We start from the raw sequence: 15,630 nt of genomic DNA, 5'->3' as shown, positions 1-15,630 counted from the left end.
TTTTTAAGTAGAAGGTTTAATTCGATTTTTGCCTAAAGGAGTTTTCTATGGAGCGTTCAACTGCAGAGATCCGGCAATATTTCAGCAGCAATTTATTGGAGTGGTTCCGGATCCACAAACGGGATTTGCCGTGGAGGCGAACCAACGATCCTTACCGGATCATGGTATCGGAAATCATGCTCCAGCAAACCCGGGTGGATACGGTCATTCCGTATTACCATCGATTTATTGAACGGTTTCCGACGGTTGAGGCGCTGGCCGAAGCGCCGGAAGAGGATGTGTTGAAGGCCTGGGAGGGTTTGGGATATTATTCGCGGGCGCGCAACTTGCAAACAGCGGTCAGGGAAGTGAAGGAACGGTATGGAGGTAGGGTGCCGGATAAGCGGGATCAAATCGGCAGCTTGAAAGGGGTCGGTCCCTATACGGCCGGGGCCGTGCTAAGCATTGCGTATAATCGGCCGGAACCGGCGGTGGACGGAAATGTGATGCGGGTATTCTCAAGGTTTTTTCTGATTCTCGATGACACCTCCAAACCGGGCACGAGAACGGAGATGGAGAAGCTGGCCAGGGAACTGATTCCGGAGGGTGAGGCCGGCAGCTTCAATCAAGCTTTGATGGAATTGGGAGCGCTGATTTGTACTCCCAAATCGCCGAATTGTCTGATTTGTCCGGTCATGGAGAACTGCGCGGGACGCTTGAACGGCATGGAGGAACAGCTGCCGGTCAAGAAGAAAGCACAGCCGCCGAGACGCGAGCAAAGAGTCGTTGCTTTAATCCAAGGCGCTGGAAACCGGACTGGACAAATTTTGATCCGCCGCCGCCCCGATGAGGGGCTGCTGGCGGGAATGTGGGAGCTTCCCCATTATGCTGCGGCAGATGCTGACGGCATGGTGCTGCTGAAAGAGAAATTGCTTGAGGAAGAGAGATTGCCGATTGAGCCGCTGGGCAAATGGTTTAGAACGAATCACACGTTCAGCCACATCCGTTGGGAGTTGGACGTTTATGTATGCAATTACTTGGGTAACCCGCAGGGGTTGTCTGACAGCATGGATCTCCCCGGTTCAGCGACAGGAGGCGGATCGGACCGGGATGATTTGCGCTGGATCGAGCCGCAGGAGCTTGAGAGGTTCGTTTTTCCCAACGTGTTTATCAGGATTATCCGGGAATATGCCAAAAGACTGCCCGGTATTGATTGGAATGGCCCCATAGCCGAGCGGGAAGAGGAGTTCTGAAAAGCAAAAACAGCATCCGGACCAGAGTTCGGATGCTGTTTGTTATTGTGCAATCGCGATATTATTGCACGGCTGCCTCGTATCGTTTGCCGACTTCTTCCCAATTGATGACGCTCCACCAAGCGGAGATGTAATCAGGACGCTTGTTTTGATATTTCAAATAATAGGCATGCTCCCAAACGTCCAGGCCCAGAATCGGTGTCAGGCCTTCCATGATCGGATTGTCCTGATTCGGAGTGCTGCTTACGACAAGCTTTTTGTTCTTGTCGACGCTCAGCCATGCCCATCCGCTGCCGAAGCGGGTTGCTGCGGCTTTGGAGAAATCCTCTTTGAACTTCTCAAATCCGCCGAGTTCGCCCTTGATGGCTTCGGCCAATTTGCCGGCAGGCTCTCCGCCGCCGTTGGGCTTCATGATCTGCCAGAACAGGGAGTGGTTTGCGTGACCTCCTCCATTGTTGCGAACGGCAGTGCGGATGTTATCCGGCACGCTGTTCAAATCGGCGATCAAATCGTCAATGCTCTTATTCTGAAGTTCGGGTTGTCCTTCAAGAGCAGCGTTTAAGTTAGTCACATACGCATTGTGGTGACGATCGTGATGAATCATCATGGTTTGTTCGTCGATATACGGCTCCAAAGCGTTATTTGGATACGGTAATGGTGGCAATTGATGTGCCATGTAACATACCTCCCAATATTATGTAATTACACAACTTATATTATTACCGATTTTTTATAACAAATCAATGTTTATGTATGAAAAGTTATCGGTTTATGCATTAGAAAGAAGCTCAAATTACTATAGAAATTTTTTCAAAAATCCGCTAAGATTAATATTGAAACTTAGAAAGTTAATGCCGTTAATCCCCTAAAAAACCCTTGAAAACGCTTAAATTAAAGCGTTTTCAAGGGTTTTAACGATTTTGTGGCGTTTTTTTTAATTTTATTTTAATTTTTTGCAGGATATTAGCGTTTTTCGTCGTATTTATATTCTTACCATTAAACAGACCGAACTTTAGGGGGAGAGTCTTTTATATGCAAATTCGCTCGTTTCAATTGTCTGATTATTCCTCTGTCACCCGTTTGCTCAAGGAAGTTCTTACGGAAACCTGCTATACCGAAACGATGGCCGCTTTTGCCAAACAATTGTCATGGGACAGCGAGCTTGTGTTGGTGGCTCAGGAGAACAACACGATAGTCGGAATTCTGATCGGAACGATTGATAATAACCACGGTTATTATTACAGAATCGCCGTTCTTCCCCCATTCCAGCGCAGAGGCATCGGCAGGTCCTTGATCCGGGCGCTGAAAGAGCGTTTTGACCGGCATAAAGTCAGAAGGGTTTTGGTTACGCTGGACTCGCATAATGAACCGTTGATACCCTTGTACGAATCAATGGGATATCGCGGGAACGACTTTACCCGTTCTATCGAGAAGCTAAGCATTGCAAACGGATAATGCCAACGATCTGCCAAGCCGCAAATGAAATGAATACGCACAAATAAAGGCATGTCTCCATACCCGGCTGGGTTTGAAGAAGTGCCTATCTTTTTGCATGGTAGGCTTTGCGCCGGTGGAGGTTTCTTTACTGTGAATCATTTTTCCACTTATGATAGGGGTACGGTAAGCAGTGAGGATAGGTTGATTTGAGGAAAGGATGCGCAATGGACAACTTTTCTCTTTACTGGGCTGTGCCGCAACAAATACTGCACCCCGATCATATAAACGAGTCCATGCATGTGCTGATAAACAATCAAACGAGGATTCGGGAATCGGACGGCCGGGAATGGATCAGCAGAATTCCGGCCGTTTCCTTTTTTATTCCCGACCAATGGTTTAATATTGTCGCCTTGATCGAGGCACAGGGTATCCGGTATTACTGCAACATTGCATCCCCGCCGTATGTAAGCGGAGATACGCTCACTTACATTGATTATGATTTGGATGTGGTGCCGACACCGGATGGACAGGTTCAGGTCGTCGTGCCTTTATTTATGATACCTGAAAAACACGGGGGCTTAAGTCTTATTATGTGGAATGTATTTTATTGTTCAGACCTGATTAGATCAGGTTATTTTTTTGCGTTCTTATGTATGTCAAATATTCAGAAAAAATAGAATATTCAATTATATTTATTGACACAAAATATGCAGGGTGTTATATTTTCTTTAATATTATACCGGTTGGACCAGTTACTTACATGGGAGGTTAAACTTGCTATATATTAATGTTGTGGACCGAATTGAGGATATGATTTTTACGGACCGTGTCAAACCTGGTGACCGTTTGCCGGGGGAAAGAGAATTGGCAAAGCGATTTTCCGTCAGTCGAACCGTCATACGGGAAGCAATTAAAAACTTAGAGCAAAAAGGTTTCGTTCGGGTACAGCCCGGAAAGGGAGTGTTCATCACTGAACCCCAAAAACAGTTGGTAACCGAATCCATACAGCGAATTTTAGGGCAAAACAAGATTACAATGGAGCAATTGGTTGAAGCCCGCGAAGTCTTGGAGACGTCGATCATTCAGTATAGTTCTCAGCGCATCAATGATGAGCAAGTAGTGCATTTGGAGAAAATTGTGGAGCAATTGGATCTGTCGCTGCAAGATATTAAGCAATTTTTAATGCTTGATAACCAGTTTCATCTTGAAGTGGTGAAATCGGCGGGAAATCCGATCTATTTAATTTTTATGAATTCGATTTTGGAGCTAATACATGCACAGCGCGAGCAAATGATTTTTCATTCTCCCCGTTCGATGGAAAGGGGCCAGACGCATCATAAGAAGATTGTCGCGGCGCTTAAAGAAAGAAATAAAGAAAAATCGGTGCAGGCCATTCGCGGACATATGAAGCAAATTCGGGAAGATATCGATGCATTCAAAGAAATGGGATTTATTTAAAAGATTATTTTGGGGCGTGGGGAAAGCCGGTCGCCGGGAAATCAACTGATAAGACACGAATGGACACATTGCAAAATGTAAGCGCATACCTGTCAGGATTTGAGGAGGTGATAAAGTTTAATCAAAAATGGACTGGTTAGTGAAACGACTTTCAAAAAACATTGACCGAAGGAGGCTGCAAGGTGAAAAAATCAATATTGGGAATCACCATGGCTATTATTGTATTCATGTTGGTATTAACTGCGTGCGGCGGCAGTCAGCCCAGCAGCGGCGGTACCTCGAGCAAAGGCAATGACAGCGGCAAACAAGCCGGTCAAAGCGGCGGCGACAGCGCTCAAAGCGGCGGAACGGTTAAGATCGGGGCGCTTGGCGACTTGTCGGGGAAGTCGGCATTGTCGGGAAAGTTCAAGAAAATGGGAATAGATTTGGCCCTCGAGGAAATCAACGCCGCCGGCGGAATTCTGGGTAAGAAGCTCGAAGTAGTTTTTCAGGATACACAGGGAACGCAGCAAGGCGCGGTAGGTGCATTTCAAAAGCTGGTCTCCGATAAGGATATTGTGGCGGTAATCGGATCGATCAGAAGCACGAACGTGCAGGCGACCGATTCATTCGCCAAAAAAGCCGGCATCCCGGTTGCCATAGGAGGCACTAACGTAGGACTGACGACAAAGCTGGGCGACAAGTGGTATTTCCGTTTCCGTCCTCATGACGGTTATGCTGCAAAGTCCATCGCGGAATTTTCAGCTAAAAAGCTGGGTTACAAGAAAATAGCCATTATTTATGATTCCGACGCGTTTGGAAGCGGCGGCAAGGATTTGCTGCTTCAAAACTACAAAGAAATGGGTATCGAACCCGTTGCGGTTGAATCGTACAATACGGGCAACAAGGATTTCACTCCGTTCCTGCAGAAATTCGCCGACAAAGGAGCGGAGGCCGTAAACACCTATATGACCAACTCTGAAGACGCGGGCCAAATGGTCAACCAAATCCATGAAAAGGGCTTCAAATACCAATTGATCGGCTCGCCATCCTTGGCACAGGAAGTCACGCTCAAGATTTCCGGGGACAATCTGAACGGCGTATACAGCGTCAATGACTTTGCGGCCGATCAAAGCGACGCTACCATAGCTTTTGTGAAAAAGTTTAAGGCGAAGTATAACGAAACACCGGATGTCTACACTGCATGGGTTTATGACGCCCTTCATGTTTTTGCGAAGGTGATCAATGAGAAGAAAAGCACCAAACCGGATGACATTCGCGATGGTATTCTTGCGATAAAAAATTACGACGGGGCCGAAGGAAATTATACCTTTGATGCGAATGGCGACGGTCTACATAGCTATTCAATCGTAAAAGTGGAAGGCGGCAAGATTGTAACCGTTCACTAATCGGAAAATCAGGCGTGAGAGTGATTCGGCGGGTTCATCCGGCCGAATCCTCTCGCTTTATGAAGAGACCGGAGGGAGGGGTATCGCAGTGTCGATGGAAACAACGTTTCAACTGCTGGTCAACGGATTGGCGATGGGCAGTATTTATTCCTTGATCGCATTGGGCTTCGTCCTCGTTTATGTTGCCGTTAATGTGGTGAATTTTGCGCAGGGCGATTTTATTATGGTAGGCGCATTTATCTGTTTATCTTTGTATTCCAACGGGATTCCCATTTGGTTTGCGCTTATCGCCTCGGTACTGATCATGGGGATTTTCGGATTTTTATATCAAATCGGGGTATACCGGCCGTTTCGCAGCCGCAGCAAGTCATTTCTGCCTGTCATGATCAGCACGCTGGGGGCTTCGATGTTTTTTCAAAGCCTGTTTTTGGTGATTTACGGTCCGGATCCAAGAAGCCTGCCGCCTCTTATCGGCGGGGATCCGATTCAACTGGGAGGTCTTCCCTTGCCGCGGCAGAGCCTGGTGATTATCGTTTTCGCGCTGCTGTTGTTCGGCTTTCAATTCTTTCTGTTCGAAAAGACCAATCTGGGCAAGAAGATGCAGGCAACGGCACAGGATCCTGAAACTGCGCGTCTGATGGGTATCAATGTGGCATGGATGAACGGCCTCACCTTTGTTTACTGCACGGCCTTGGGCGGCATCGCAGGGATTTTGCTGGCGCCGTTATTCACTCTGACGACAACGATCGGCTCGATCTTCGGACTGAAGGCTTTTGCGGCGGCCATTGTCGGCGGATTTAGCGATGCGAAAGGAGCGATTGTCGGAGGACTTTTCATTGGAGTGATTGAATCGTTCAGCGCCTATTTTGGCATGGGGGCATACATGGACGCATCCGCCTTCATTGTTCTGGTGCTGTTCCTCATCTTTCGTCCGAGCGGGTTATTCGGTGAAAAAATCGGCACGAAGGCTTAATTTCCATCAAATCGCGGAAAGGAAGGAGATGCGTCTTGGCGAAGATAGAGGGATTTGACTTGAAAAGCCGGAACAAGATGGGGAAAGCAGCGTTGGCTGCAGTTGGCATCGTTGCGGTATTGGCCATAGCTCTTCCTGTCATCTTTAAGGATAACAGTTACTTGCTCACCCAAATGATTGCGATCATTTCTTACTGCATAGCGACACTGGGACTGACCGTAGCGCTGGGCTATGCGGGGCAAATTGCGCTGTCACAGGCAGCATTTTTCGGATTGGGCGCCTATGTGCTGGCCATTCTCACCGGCATGCACGGCTGGAGCTTCTGGGAGGCGTTTTTGTTCGGAATCATTGTTCCATTGCTGGCAGGGCTGATTCTCGGCGCCGTCTGCTTGCGTCTGGTAACGCATTATCTGGCGCTGGCAACGATCGGGTTCGGCGTGATCGTCTATATGATTTTGTTCAACTGGAAAAGCGTGACGGGCGGGGCTGACGGGATCATGAATATTCCGCGTCCGACACTGCCTTTCGCTTCCGACATCATGGTGACCGGTGCGATGGGACTTGGCGGCGACGTTTGGTTTTATTGGTTCGGATTACTGCTGCTGGGTTTATCCGCCTATATCGTTTACCGCCTCCGCCATTCCCGTCTGGGACGCGCCTTGCTGGCCGTGCAGGAAGACGGATTGGCGGCGCAGACCAACGGCATTGATATGTTCAAGGCGAAGCTGCTTGCCTTTTCGGTCAGTGCGGCGCTGGGCGGTCTGGGCGGGATCGTGTTCGCATCCAGCTACCAGTATATAAGTCCGACAGTTTTCACCTTCGATCAGTCGGTCGTGTTTTTTGCGATGGCGATTATCGGAGGCTCGGGATCGATTGCAGGGACGCTGCTGGGAACGGTCTTTCTGGGGGCTTTACCGGAGCTGCTGCGTGATTTTAATGCTTTTTACAAGATGATTTACGGCGGGTTGATCATGATCTTCATGGCCTTTTTGCCAGGCGGAATCTGGAGCATTGTGCTGAAGCTGTTCAGCAAATTGAATCGGCATTCGGTCGATGACGATGAAAAAACGGCAATCAAATTTCCGCAGGGCGGGAAATTATCGTTTCTGGAAGAGCGTGCCCGACAAGCCGAAGGCACAAACGCCCGGAAAGAGGCGGCGATTGCGGCCGAGGCGGCCGTCTCCAGCATGGCCGGCAGCGCGCGGCATACCGGGAACGGCGGCGTTGTCCCCATTCTGAAGGCGGAGGAAACGAGACAGGCAGTGCTCCTTGAGGTCAAGGGCTTGAAGAAGTATTTTGGAGGCGTCAAAGCGGTTGACGGTCTGGACTTTAATGTGAAAAAAGGAGAAATTCATGTGCTGATCGGTCCCAACGGATCGGGAAAAACGACGGTAATCAATGTGTTAAGCGGCTTGTATACGGCAACCGGCGGGAGTTTCAGCTTCAAGGGCAGGGAGCTGACCAACCATAAACCTCATCAAATTGTCAAGATCGGGCTGTCCCGCACCTTTCAGAACATCCGTCTGTTTCCCGAGCTCAGCGTGATCGACAATGTCATGATCGGGCACCATTCCCGCAGTACAACCGGCTTGGCCGGTATTGTTTTCACCACAAAGCGGGCGGTGGAAGAAGAAATGCGGATCAGGGCCAAGGCGGAGGAATCGCTGCGCTTTGTCGGCTTTACGAAGTACCATGCGCTGGTCAAGAACTTGTCTTACGGCCAGCAGCGGATGGTCGAGATTGCCAGGGCGCTGGTGCAGGAACCGCAGCTGCTGCTGCTTGACGAGCCGGCGGCGGGGATGAATCCGGAGGAGACTCAGGAGCTTGTCAAGCTGTTAAAACGTTTGAATCAGCTGGGTTTGACCCTGCTGTTGATCGAACATGATATGGATTTGGTGACGGAAGTGGCCGACCATGTGACAGTGATGGATTTTGGCGTGAAAATCAGCGAAGGAACCATCGGGAAGGTGCTCAGTGATCCTGAAGTGATCAAAGCTTACCTTGGGGAGGAATTTGTTCATGCTGAAACTCAATCAAGTTGAAACCCTGTACGGAGAGATCGTCGCGTTGAAGAATGTCACCATTGAGGTAAATGAAGGGGAGACGGTTGTCTTATTGGGCTCCAACGGAGCGGGTAAAACGACAACGCTGCGGACCATATCGCAGCTGCTCCGCCCGTCCAAGGGGTCGATCACGTTTCATGGCGAGAATATGAACGAAATGTCGCCGGAGGAAGTTGTAAAAAAACGCATCATTCATGTGCCGGAAGGACGCAAAATTTTTCCGGGGCTGACTGTGAGGGAGAATCTTGTGCTTGGAGCTTCCAACCGAAAGGTCACAAAAAAGGAGATGAATCGGCTTATTGATGAGGTTCTGGCGGTTTTTCCCGATCTGGAACGGCTCATCGACCAACTGGGGTGGTCTCTTTCCGGCGGCCAGCAGCAAATGTGCGCGATCGGCCGCGGACTGATGGCGAGTCCGCGTCTGCTGATGCTTGACGAACCTTCGCTGGGTTTGGCTCCAGTCATTGTGCAGAACGTCTTTCAAAAAATCAAACAGATCAATCGTGAGCAGGGTGTGACCGTGCTGCTGGTCGAGCAGAATGCACGGCAAAGCCTGTCCATTGCCCACCGCGGCTACATTCTGGAGACGGGTCGTGTGGTACTGCAGGATAATGCCCGGGCCTTGTTGAATGATGAAAAAGTGCAGGAAGCCTATCTTGGCTCATCCAAGCTGATCAAACAAGCCAATGGTTGATTCATAGGACGCCACTCAATTGACCTGGGGGCTTTTCATAAGTTTATAAACAGGGGGGAATTCATGAAGTTCGCTGAAAGAATGTCGCAATTGGGGACGGAGAATGCATTTGAGGTTTTGGCTCAAGTGAAAAGGCTGGAGGCACAAGGGCGGAAAATTATCAGCTTTGCGATCGGCGAGCCTGATTTTGATACGCCGGAGAATATTAAAGAGAAGGGAAAATGGGCGATTGGGGAGAATTATACTCATTATTCCCCCTCTGCCGGGATCATGGAATTGCGGGAGGCGATCGCTGAGCATATTTCCAATTTGAATCACATCAATGTGTCACCGGAACAGGTTGTCTTCAAAAGAAGAAATCAGAGAAGGCATTAACCGTATCAGGCGTGTAGTGAAAGACTGAGGCGGAGGGTTGGTGTTCATTCATGAAGGCAGTTATAGTTGAAAGCGCTTATACCGTTGTCGTTAAAAATGTTTCAAAGCCGGTAATCGGAGAGCATGAAGTGCTGATTAAAGTGAAAACGGCCGGGATATGCGGCTCTGATATTCATACCTACAAAGGCATTCATCCCTTCCGTAAGCCTCCGGTTGTTATCGGACACGAAGTATCGGGAGAGGTCGTCGAGGTCGGAAGCCGCACAAGCAAGGTGAAGGTCGGTGATCATGTTACAGTCGAGCCTCAATACGGATGCGGGAAATGTGAGCCCTGTTTCACAGGACGAATCCATTATTGTGCAAATCGTTCCGCGCCAGGGATCGGAAATTGGTATGGCACGATGGCAGAATATTTTGCGGCTCCGGAAGAATGCGTATTCGTTGTTCCGAAGACGATGGATTATCAATTGTCCGTGCTGGCGGAACCGCTCGCTGTAGGCGTACACGCAGTACGAAAAGCGGATTTGCGCGTGGGTGAACGGGTTGCCATCCTTGGAGCAGGGCCGATCGGTCTATTGACGCTGTCCGCCGCCAAAGCTGCCGGAGCGACGGTCTTAATGGCGACCGATGTGCTGGATTATGCACTCGAGCATGCTGTTAAATTGGGTGCAACCCACACATTGAATATCCGCGGCAGAGACAACTGGGCCATCGACGCCAAGAAAATAGCCGGCGGCGAGTTTGATAAAGTGTTTGTCGCCGCCGGTGCTCCGGGCATTATCAACCAAGCGCTGTCGTTGCTGCGCAAGGGAGGGCGTGCCGTGGCGGTAGCCATGTTTCATGGCGAACAACCCCTCGATGTCATACAACTGCAAGGAATGGAAAAAGAGCTTATCGGTTCATTTACGTATATGCGCGAAGATACAAGGACGGCGATTGACCTCCTGCTGGCCGGGTCCATTCCGTTTGAATCCATCGTGTCCCACGTGCTTCCATATTCGGAAGCGGATAAAGGGTTCCGCTTGGTAGACAAAAAAGAAGATCAGTCCATGAAAGTGCTGATAACGTTTTAACTTAGAAAAAGGGGGAAGTATACATGCTACAAGGAAAGGCAGCATTGATCACGGGATCTGCGACCGGAATCGGCCGTTCGATTGCACTGCGCCTTGCGGAAGCCGGCGCGGATGTCGTGATCAATTATTCCCGTTCGGAAAAAGAGGCGCGTGAAACGCAGGCGGATGCCGAAAGATTTGGCGTCAGGACACTTTTGTACAAAGCGGATGTAGGGGATGATCAGCAAATTCGCGAAATGGTCCAGGCGGCGATTGACAAATTTGGCCGGCTTGATATTTTGGTGAATAATGCGGGAATGACGAATTTTGTTGAGCATGCGGATTTGGAAGGATTAAAAGAGGAATATTGGGACAATGCCTTTAATGTAAATGTAAAAGGAATGTTTTTTTGCTGCCGCGCAGCTGCTCCCGAATTGAAAAAAAACAAGGGATGCATTGTCAACATTACGTCGATTGCCGGCATGACCGGATTGGGAAGCTCGATTGCCTACGCGGCTTCGAAGGCCGCCGCGATCAGCGTGACGAAATCGCTGGCCCGCGTGTTGGCGCCTGAAGTCAGAGTCAACAGCGTTGCTCCGGGTGTCGTCGATACACGGTGGGTGAAGGGGCAGGAGGATCATATCCAGCGTTTGGCCGACGGAACCCCGCTCGGGCGGGTGGCTGCACCGGAGGATGTTTCGGAGGTGGCGTATTCCTTGATCACTTCCGCCGGTTTTGTAACTGGGCAAACGATTATTGTCGACGGCGGCATGTTTATCTGATCAACCATCAAATCTTGAAGAGGGGAAGCTGTCGATGAAAGGCAAAGTTTCGTACATGGTCGAACCGATGAAGCTGGAGTTCAGGGAGTATGACATTCCCAAGCCTGAAGCGGGAGCCGTCATTTTAAAGATTGTCCGCACGAATGTATGCGGTTCCGAATTGCATATTTGGCGCGGGCATCATCCGACGAAAAAAACAGGGGTGCTCGGTCATGAAATGATCGGTGTGGTTGAAAGCTTGGGAGAAGGTGTGACAACGGATTATGCGGGTCAGCCGGTCCGTGTCGGAGACCGCATTGTTACGGCATATTTTCAAACGTGCCGCAAATGCAGCGCTTGCGTTCGGGGAGATTTTTATCTATGTGAAAGAGGCATTGAATTTTGGAATAAGCCGCCGGAGGAGGCGCCTCATTTTCATGGATCTTTTGCCACGCACTATTATATCCATCCCAATCAGTATTTCTACAAAGTGCCGGACAATGTGCCGGATGTCGCCGCTGCCAGCGCAAACTGCGCGTTGTCACAAGTTTATTTCGGCTTCGATAAGGCGGTTTTGAGCTATGCGGAAACAGTGGTTCTGCAAGGAGCCGGAGGATTGGGTTTGAATGCCGCCGCCGTTGCGAAGGAAAAAGGGGCCAGGGTCATTGTCATTGACGGAATTGCTTCGCGATTGGAGATGGCCAAGAAGTTTGGTGCCGATCATATCATTGACATGAATGAATATGACACCGTTGAAAAACGTGCGGAGGCTGTCCGTTTTCTGACGAATGGACAGGGAGCCGATGTGGTCATGGAATTAACCGGGGTTCCTGCGGCTTTTAGTGAAGGAATTCATCTGCTGCGTCTAGGCGGCAGGTATGTGACGATCGGAAATATTTCACCCGGACAGCTTGTCGAGTTTGATCCGGGGCTGCTGACGAGGAAATCGGTGACGATCATACCGGTAATGCGCTACAATCCCTGGTATCTGCACAAGTCGCTGCAATTTCTTTCCGACAATGTGGAGAAATACCCTTTTTCCGATATGCTTGATGCCGAGTATGCGTTTGAACATATTCAAGAGGCGCTGGATAAGTCCGCATCCCGGGAAGTCACACGCGCATCGATCATTTTAGGATAAACTGGCATTTGGAGACGCTAACGTCAGAGCCTTTCGACAGATCGCGAACAATTGGCCGGGTGGGCCGGTTACAACGCGGTCTTTTTTTCTGCCGTTACAGGTCATGTCACAAATTGTCGGGTTTTTATATTTTTTAAATATTTGATATCATGAATAAAGGACTCCGACTTTTACTGTATCCGGATCAATGCAATTTGCAAAGGCAGGTGATCTAGGGTGGATTTGCCGGAACAACCGGATCGTGATGAACGCCGGCGCTGGCAGCGGTTAAAGGATGAAATCAAAGAGAATTTGGCGGAATTGGGAATCGACAAGATCGGCTTCGCTTCAGCCGACCCCTTTTGGGAATTGAAGGGGATTCTGCTCCGCCACCGCGAGCTTGGCAGGGAATCGGGATTTGAAGAGCCGGATATCGAGAAGAGAGTTCATCCGGAGCTCAGCTTGCCGGATCCCCGGTCGATTATTTCCATCGCCGTCGCGTATCCTTCCAAGCTGATCAATCCGCCGCAATCCGAACAGGGAGCTTATAGAGGGATCATTTCCCGATCTTCCTGGGGTGAGGATTATCACCGGGTGCTGAAGGACAGATTGTCCCGGCTGGAGTCCTTCATTCGCCGAAGGGTTCCCGATGCGCGGATGGAGAGCATGACGGATACGGGTGCCCTTGTCGATCGCGCAGTTGCGGAACGCGCCGGAATCGGCTGGTCAGGCAAAAACTGTTCGCTCATTACGCCGGAATTCGGTTCCTGGGTATATTTGGGCGAGATGATCTCCAGCATTCCGTTCCCTCCGGATGCGCCGGTTACAGAGGAATGCGGAGACTGTACCCTGTGCCTGGATGCTTGTCCGACCGGAGCATTGGTGGGGCCGGGACAATTAAATGCAGGCCGCTGTATATCGTTTGCGACCCAGTCGAAAGAAATCATTGACGACGAGCTGAAGGAAAAGATTGGAAACCGTATCTACGGCTGCGACACCTGTCAGACGGTCTGTCCGAAAAACGGGGGCAAAAACTGGACGCATCATTCTGAATTTGCGCCCGACCACGAACGGGTCAAGCCGCTGCTGAAGCCGCTGCTGACATTAAGCAATAAGCAATTCAAGGCGCAGTACGGGCATATGGCGGCTTCCTGGAGGGGCAAGAAGCCGATTCAGCGCAATGCGGTGATTGCTTTGGGCAAATTCAAAGACGAAAGTGCGGTCGGACTGCTGAGAGATATTCTTATGAGCGACAAACGACCGGAGTTGAGGGAAGTTGCTGCCTGGTCGTTGGGTAAAATCGGCGGCGATGAAACGGTTGGCATTTTGGGGGAGGCCATGCAGAAGGAGCAGGATAAGCGTGTGCGCTCAGGGATCGGCAAAGCGCTGGAACGATTGGACTGCAAGCCTTTCATTCGCGGGTGAGATTATATAAGATATGTCATCAACATGACTATGGGTGGGATAGACCAAGATGGAAGCTAGACTGGAATTAGAGGAAATGATTCGGATCGATTATCTTGAGGTCGATTCGCCGGTCGGACCTTTGCTGCTGGCCGGAACTGAAAACGGGATGTGCCTGATTGAATTCGGACAGCTTGCGAATAAACCGGTGGAACAAAACGTGATGAAATGGTTTGGAAGGCGGTATTCCGCCGTTCGCTTGCAGCAGAACGGCGGGCAGCTGAACGGAGCCGCGGCCCAATTGCGGGAATACTTCGCCGGGAAACGCAGAAGGTTCGAGCTGAAGCTGGATTTGCAGGGGACTCCTTTTCAATTGAAGGTTTGGCATGCGCTCTCTGAAATACCATACGGCGAAACCAGATCCTACGCTCAGATCGCCGGGGCGGTCGGTTCCCCGAAGGCCGTTCGTGCCGTCGGCGGGGCGAATAACCGGAATCCGCTTCCCATCGTTATTCCGTGCCATCGCGTGATCGGCTCCGATGGAACGCTTACAGGCTACGGCGGAGGCTTGTCCATCAAGGAACATTTATTATCGCTGGAGCGCGGGGTGAGAATATGAGGTTTGTGCATGTGGATTCGGTTGAGCCGGGGGACCGTTTGGGACGGACGATTTATACAGGCGGCGGAACCGTGCTGCTTGCGGATAATGTGCAGCTGACCGTATATATGATCAATACGCTGAAAAGAATCGGCGTTACGATGGTTTATATCAAGGACGAGCATTTTGATGATGTGGAAATTGAAGATGTCGTTTCAGAAGAGACGAAACGTATGGTGATCAACAAAATGAGCGAGATGTTCGAGTCGTTGCGATCCGGAAAAGAGTTCAACACCCGCCATGTGAGCGTAAGCGTCGACCGGCTGCTGGACGAAATCATGATCAACAAGCACGTTCTGGCGCAGCTGTCGGATATCCGCACGGAGGACAACCAGCAGTATTTGCATGCCTTGAACGTATGCATCATGTCCGTTCTGATCGGAATAAATGTAGGTTTGAACCAGCTGCAATTGAAGGATTTGGCCATCGGCGCTTTGCTTCACGATATCGGGAAGGTCGGTATCGAGGGGGAGGAGACAGGGCGAAATCACCATACCTGGAGAGGATTTGAGATCATTAAAGCCAAGCGGGAAATCAGCTTGCTGGCCGCTCATATCGCTCTTCAGCATCATGAGGCCTTAAACGGACAGGGGATTCCGAGGGGACTTGATGCGAACAACATTCATCTGTATGCAAAAATCGTAGCTGTGGCCAATACGTTCGACAACCTGATTTCCGATTTTACGGAAGGCAAGGCCATGCAGCCCCATGTAGCCTGCGAGCATGTGAGCGCGTTAGCGGGAACGAAATTGGACCATGATCTGGTGCTGCATTTTTTGAAGACTGTATCCGCCTATCCTACAGGCACCTCGGTCCGTTTGAGCACCAGAGAAACGGGTGTCGTCGTGAATCAGCACAGAGGCCTGCCGGGCAGGCCGGTGGTAAGAGTTGTCAAGCAGGAGGATGAGGAGTTGGTCATCAAGGAACTCGATCTGGCCAAAAATCCGACGGTATTCATCGAATCGGTAATCGGTTGATCCGATGAAAAGTTGATATTGCCTGTTTATTTCGAGCA

General features: G+C 50.2%; 15 protein-coding genes and 1 pseudogene. 15 read left to right on the top strand and 1 reads right to left on the bottom strand.

From position 1 onward, the window contains the following. The first annotated feature begins 47 nt into the window (after positions 1-47). Positions 48-1,232: an A/G-specific adenine glycosylase gene (gene mutY, locus VF724_RS11485; RefSeq protein ID WP_371754387.1), complete on the top strand. Its 1,185-nt coding sequence runs from the start codon at positions 48-50 to the stop codon at positions 1,230-1,232. A 61-nt stretch (positions 1,233-1,293) separates the two neighbouring features. On the opposite strand, the gene VF724_RS11480 is transcribed toward mutY, so the two are convergent. After that, positions 1,294-1,908 carry a superoxide dismutase gene (locus VF724_RS11480; protein WP_371754386.1) on the bottom strand — a complete coding sequence of 205 codons (615 nt, stop codon included), beginning with the start codon at positions 1,906-1,908 and terminating at the stop codon, positions 1,294-1,296. A 356-nt stretch (positions 1,909-2,264) separates the two neighbouring features. On the opposite strand from VF724_RS11480, the gene VF724_RS11475 reads away from it, so the two are divergent. The 14 genes and pseudogenes from VF724_RS11475 to VF724_RS11410 all read left to right on the top strand — a co-directional run bounded on the left by VF724_RS11475 (position 2,265) and on the right by VF724_RS11410 (position 15,592). After that, on the top strand, positions 2,265-2,687 hold the full coding sequence (locus VF724_RS11475; protein ID WP_371754385.1) for a GNAT family N-acetyltransferase: 423 nt from the start codon (positions 2,265-2,267) through the stop codon (positions 2,685-2,687). Between the two features lie 227 nt (positions 2,688-2,914). Beyond that, positions 2,915-3,211: pseudogene (locus VF724_RS11470) on the top strand (DUF402 domain-containing protein); the annotation flags it as partial. 232 nt (positions 3,212-3,443) lie between these two features. Beyond that, positions 3,444-4,127 (top strand): FadR/GntR family transcriptional regulator, encoded by a 684-nt coding sequence (locus VF724_RS11465; RefSeq protein ID WP_371754384.1) that lies wholly within the window; start codon positions 3,444-3,446, stop codon positions 4,125-4,127. A 182-nt stretch (positions 4,128-4,309) separates the two neighbouring features. Continuing rightward, positions 4,310-5,515 carry an ABC transporter substrate-binding protein gene (locus VF724_RS11460; protein ID WP_371754383.1) on the top strand — a complete coding sequence of 402 codons (1,206 nt, stop codon included), beginning with the start codon at positions 4,310-4,312 and terminating at the stop codon, positions 5,513-5,515. 94 nt (positions 5,516-5,609) lie between these two features. After that, the gene (locus tag VF724_RS11455) at positions 5,610-6,488 is read left to right on the top strand and encodes a branched-chain amino acid ABC transporter permease (protein ID WP_371754442.1); all 879 of its coding nucleotides are present in this window, start codon (positions 5,610-5,612) and stop codon (positions 6,486-6,488) included. A 35-nt stretch (positions 6,489-6,523) separates the two neighbouring features. After that, positions 6,524-8,530, top strand: a complete 2,007-nt coding sequence (locus VF724_RS11450; RefSeq protein ID WP_371754382.1) for a branched-chain amino acid ABC transporter ATP-binding protein/permease — start codon at positions 6,524-6,526, stop codon at positions 8,528-8,530. Beyond that, positions 8,508-9,245: an ABC transporter ATP-binding protein gene (locus tag VF724_RS11445; RefSeq protein ID WP_371754381.1), complete on the top strand. Its 738-nt coding sequence runs from the start codon at positions 8,508-8,510 to the stop codon at positions 9,243-9,245. The genes VF724_RS11450 and VF724_RS11445 overlap by 23 nt, the downstream gene beginning before the upstream one ends. Positions 9,246-9,308: 63 nt before the next feature. Next, the gene (locus tag VF724_RS11440) at positions 9,309-9,620 is read left to right on the top strand and encodes an aminotransferase class I/II-fold pyridoxal phosphate-dependent enzyme (RefSeq protein WP_371754380.1); all 312 of its coding nucleotides are present in this window, start codon (positions 9,309-9,311) and stop codon (positions 9,618-9,620) included. Between the two features lie 50 nt (positions 9,621-9,670). Continuing rightward, entirely contained in the window at positions 9,671-10,693 is a 1,023-nt protein-coding gene (locus VF724_RS11435) for a zinc-dependent alcohol dehydrogenase (RefSeq protein WP_371754379.1), read from the top strand. Between the two features lie 23 nt (positions 10,694-10,716). Next, positions 10,717-11,454: an SDR family NAD(P)-dependent oxidoreductase gene (locus VF724_RS11430; RefSeq protein ID WP_371754378.1), complete on the top strand. Its 738-nt coding sequence runs from the start codon at positions 10,717-10,719 to the stop codon at positions 11,452-11,454. A 34-nt stretch (positions 11,455-11,488) separates the two neighbouring features. Continuing rightward, positions 11,489-12,574: a zinc-binding dehydrogenase gene (locus VF724_RS11425; RefSeq protein WP_371754377.1), complete on the top strand. Its 1,086-nt coding sequence runs from the start codon at positions 11,489-11,491 to the stop codon at positions 12,572-12,574. A gap of 216 nt (positions 12,575-12,790) precedes the next feature. Beyond that, positions 12,791-13,978: a tRNA epoxyqueuosine(34) reductase QueG gene (gene queG, locus VF724_RS11420; RefSeq protein WP_371754376.1), complete on the top strand. Its 1,188-nt coding sequence runs from the start codon at positions 12,791-12,793 to the stop codon at positions 13,976-13,978. Positions 13,979-14,027: 49 nt separating this feature from the next. Next, a complete protein-coding gene (locus VF724_RS11415; protein WP_371754375.1) occupies positions 14,028-14,576 on the top strand; it encodes a methylated-DNA--[protein]-cysteine S-methyltransferase in 549 nt (182 codons plus the stop codon). Further along, complete coding sequence (locus VF724_RS11410) at positions 14,573-15,592, top strand: HD-GYP domain-containing protein (protein ID WP_371754374.1); 1,020 nt, start codon at positions 14,573-14,575, stop codon at positions 15,590-15,592. Before VF724_RS11415 ends, VF724_RS11410 begins: the two co-directional genes overlap by 4 nt. Positions 15,593-15,630: the final 38 nt, after the last annotated feature.

Origin of the sequence: Ferviditalea candida, assembly GCF_035282765.1 — a bacterium.
Lineage (GTDB): Bacteria > Bacillota > Bacilli > Paenibacillales > KCTC-25726 > Ferviditalea > Ferviditalea candida.
The sequence above is the reverse complement of the archived record's forward strand: the minus strand, read 5'-3'. Positions and strand labels throughout refer to the sequence as shown.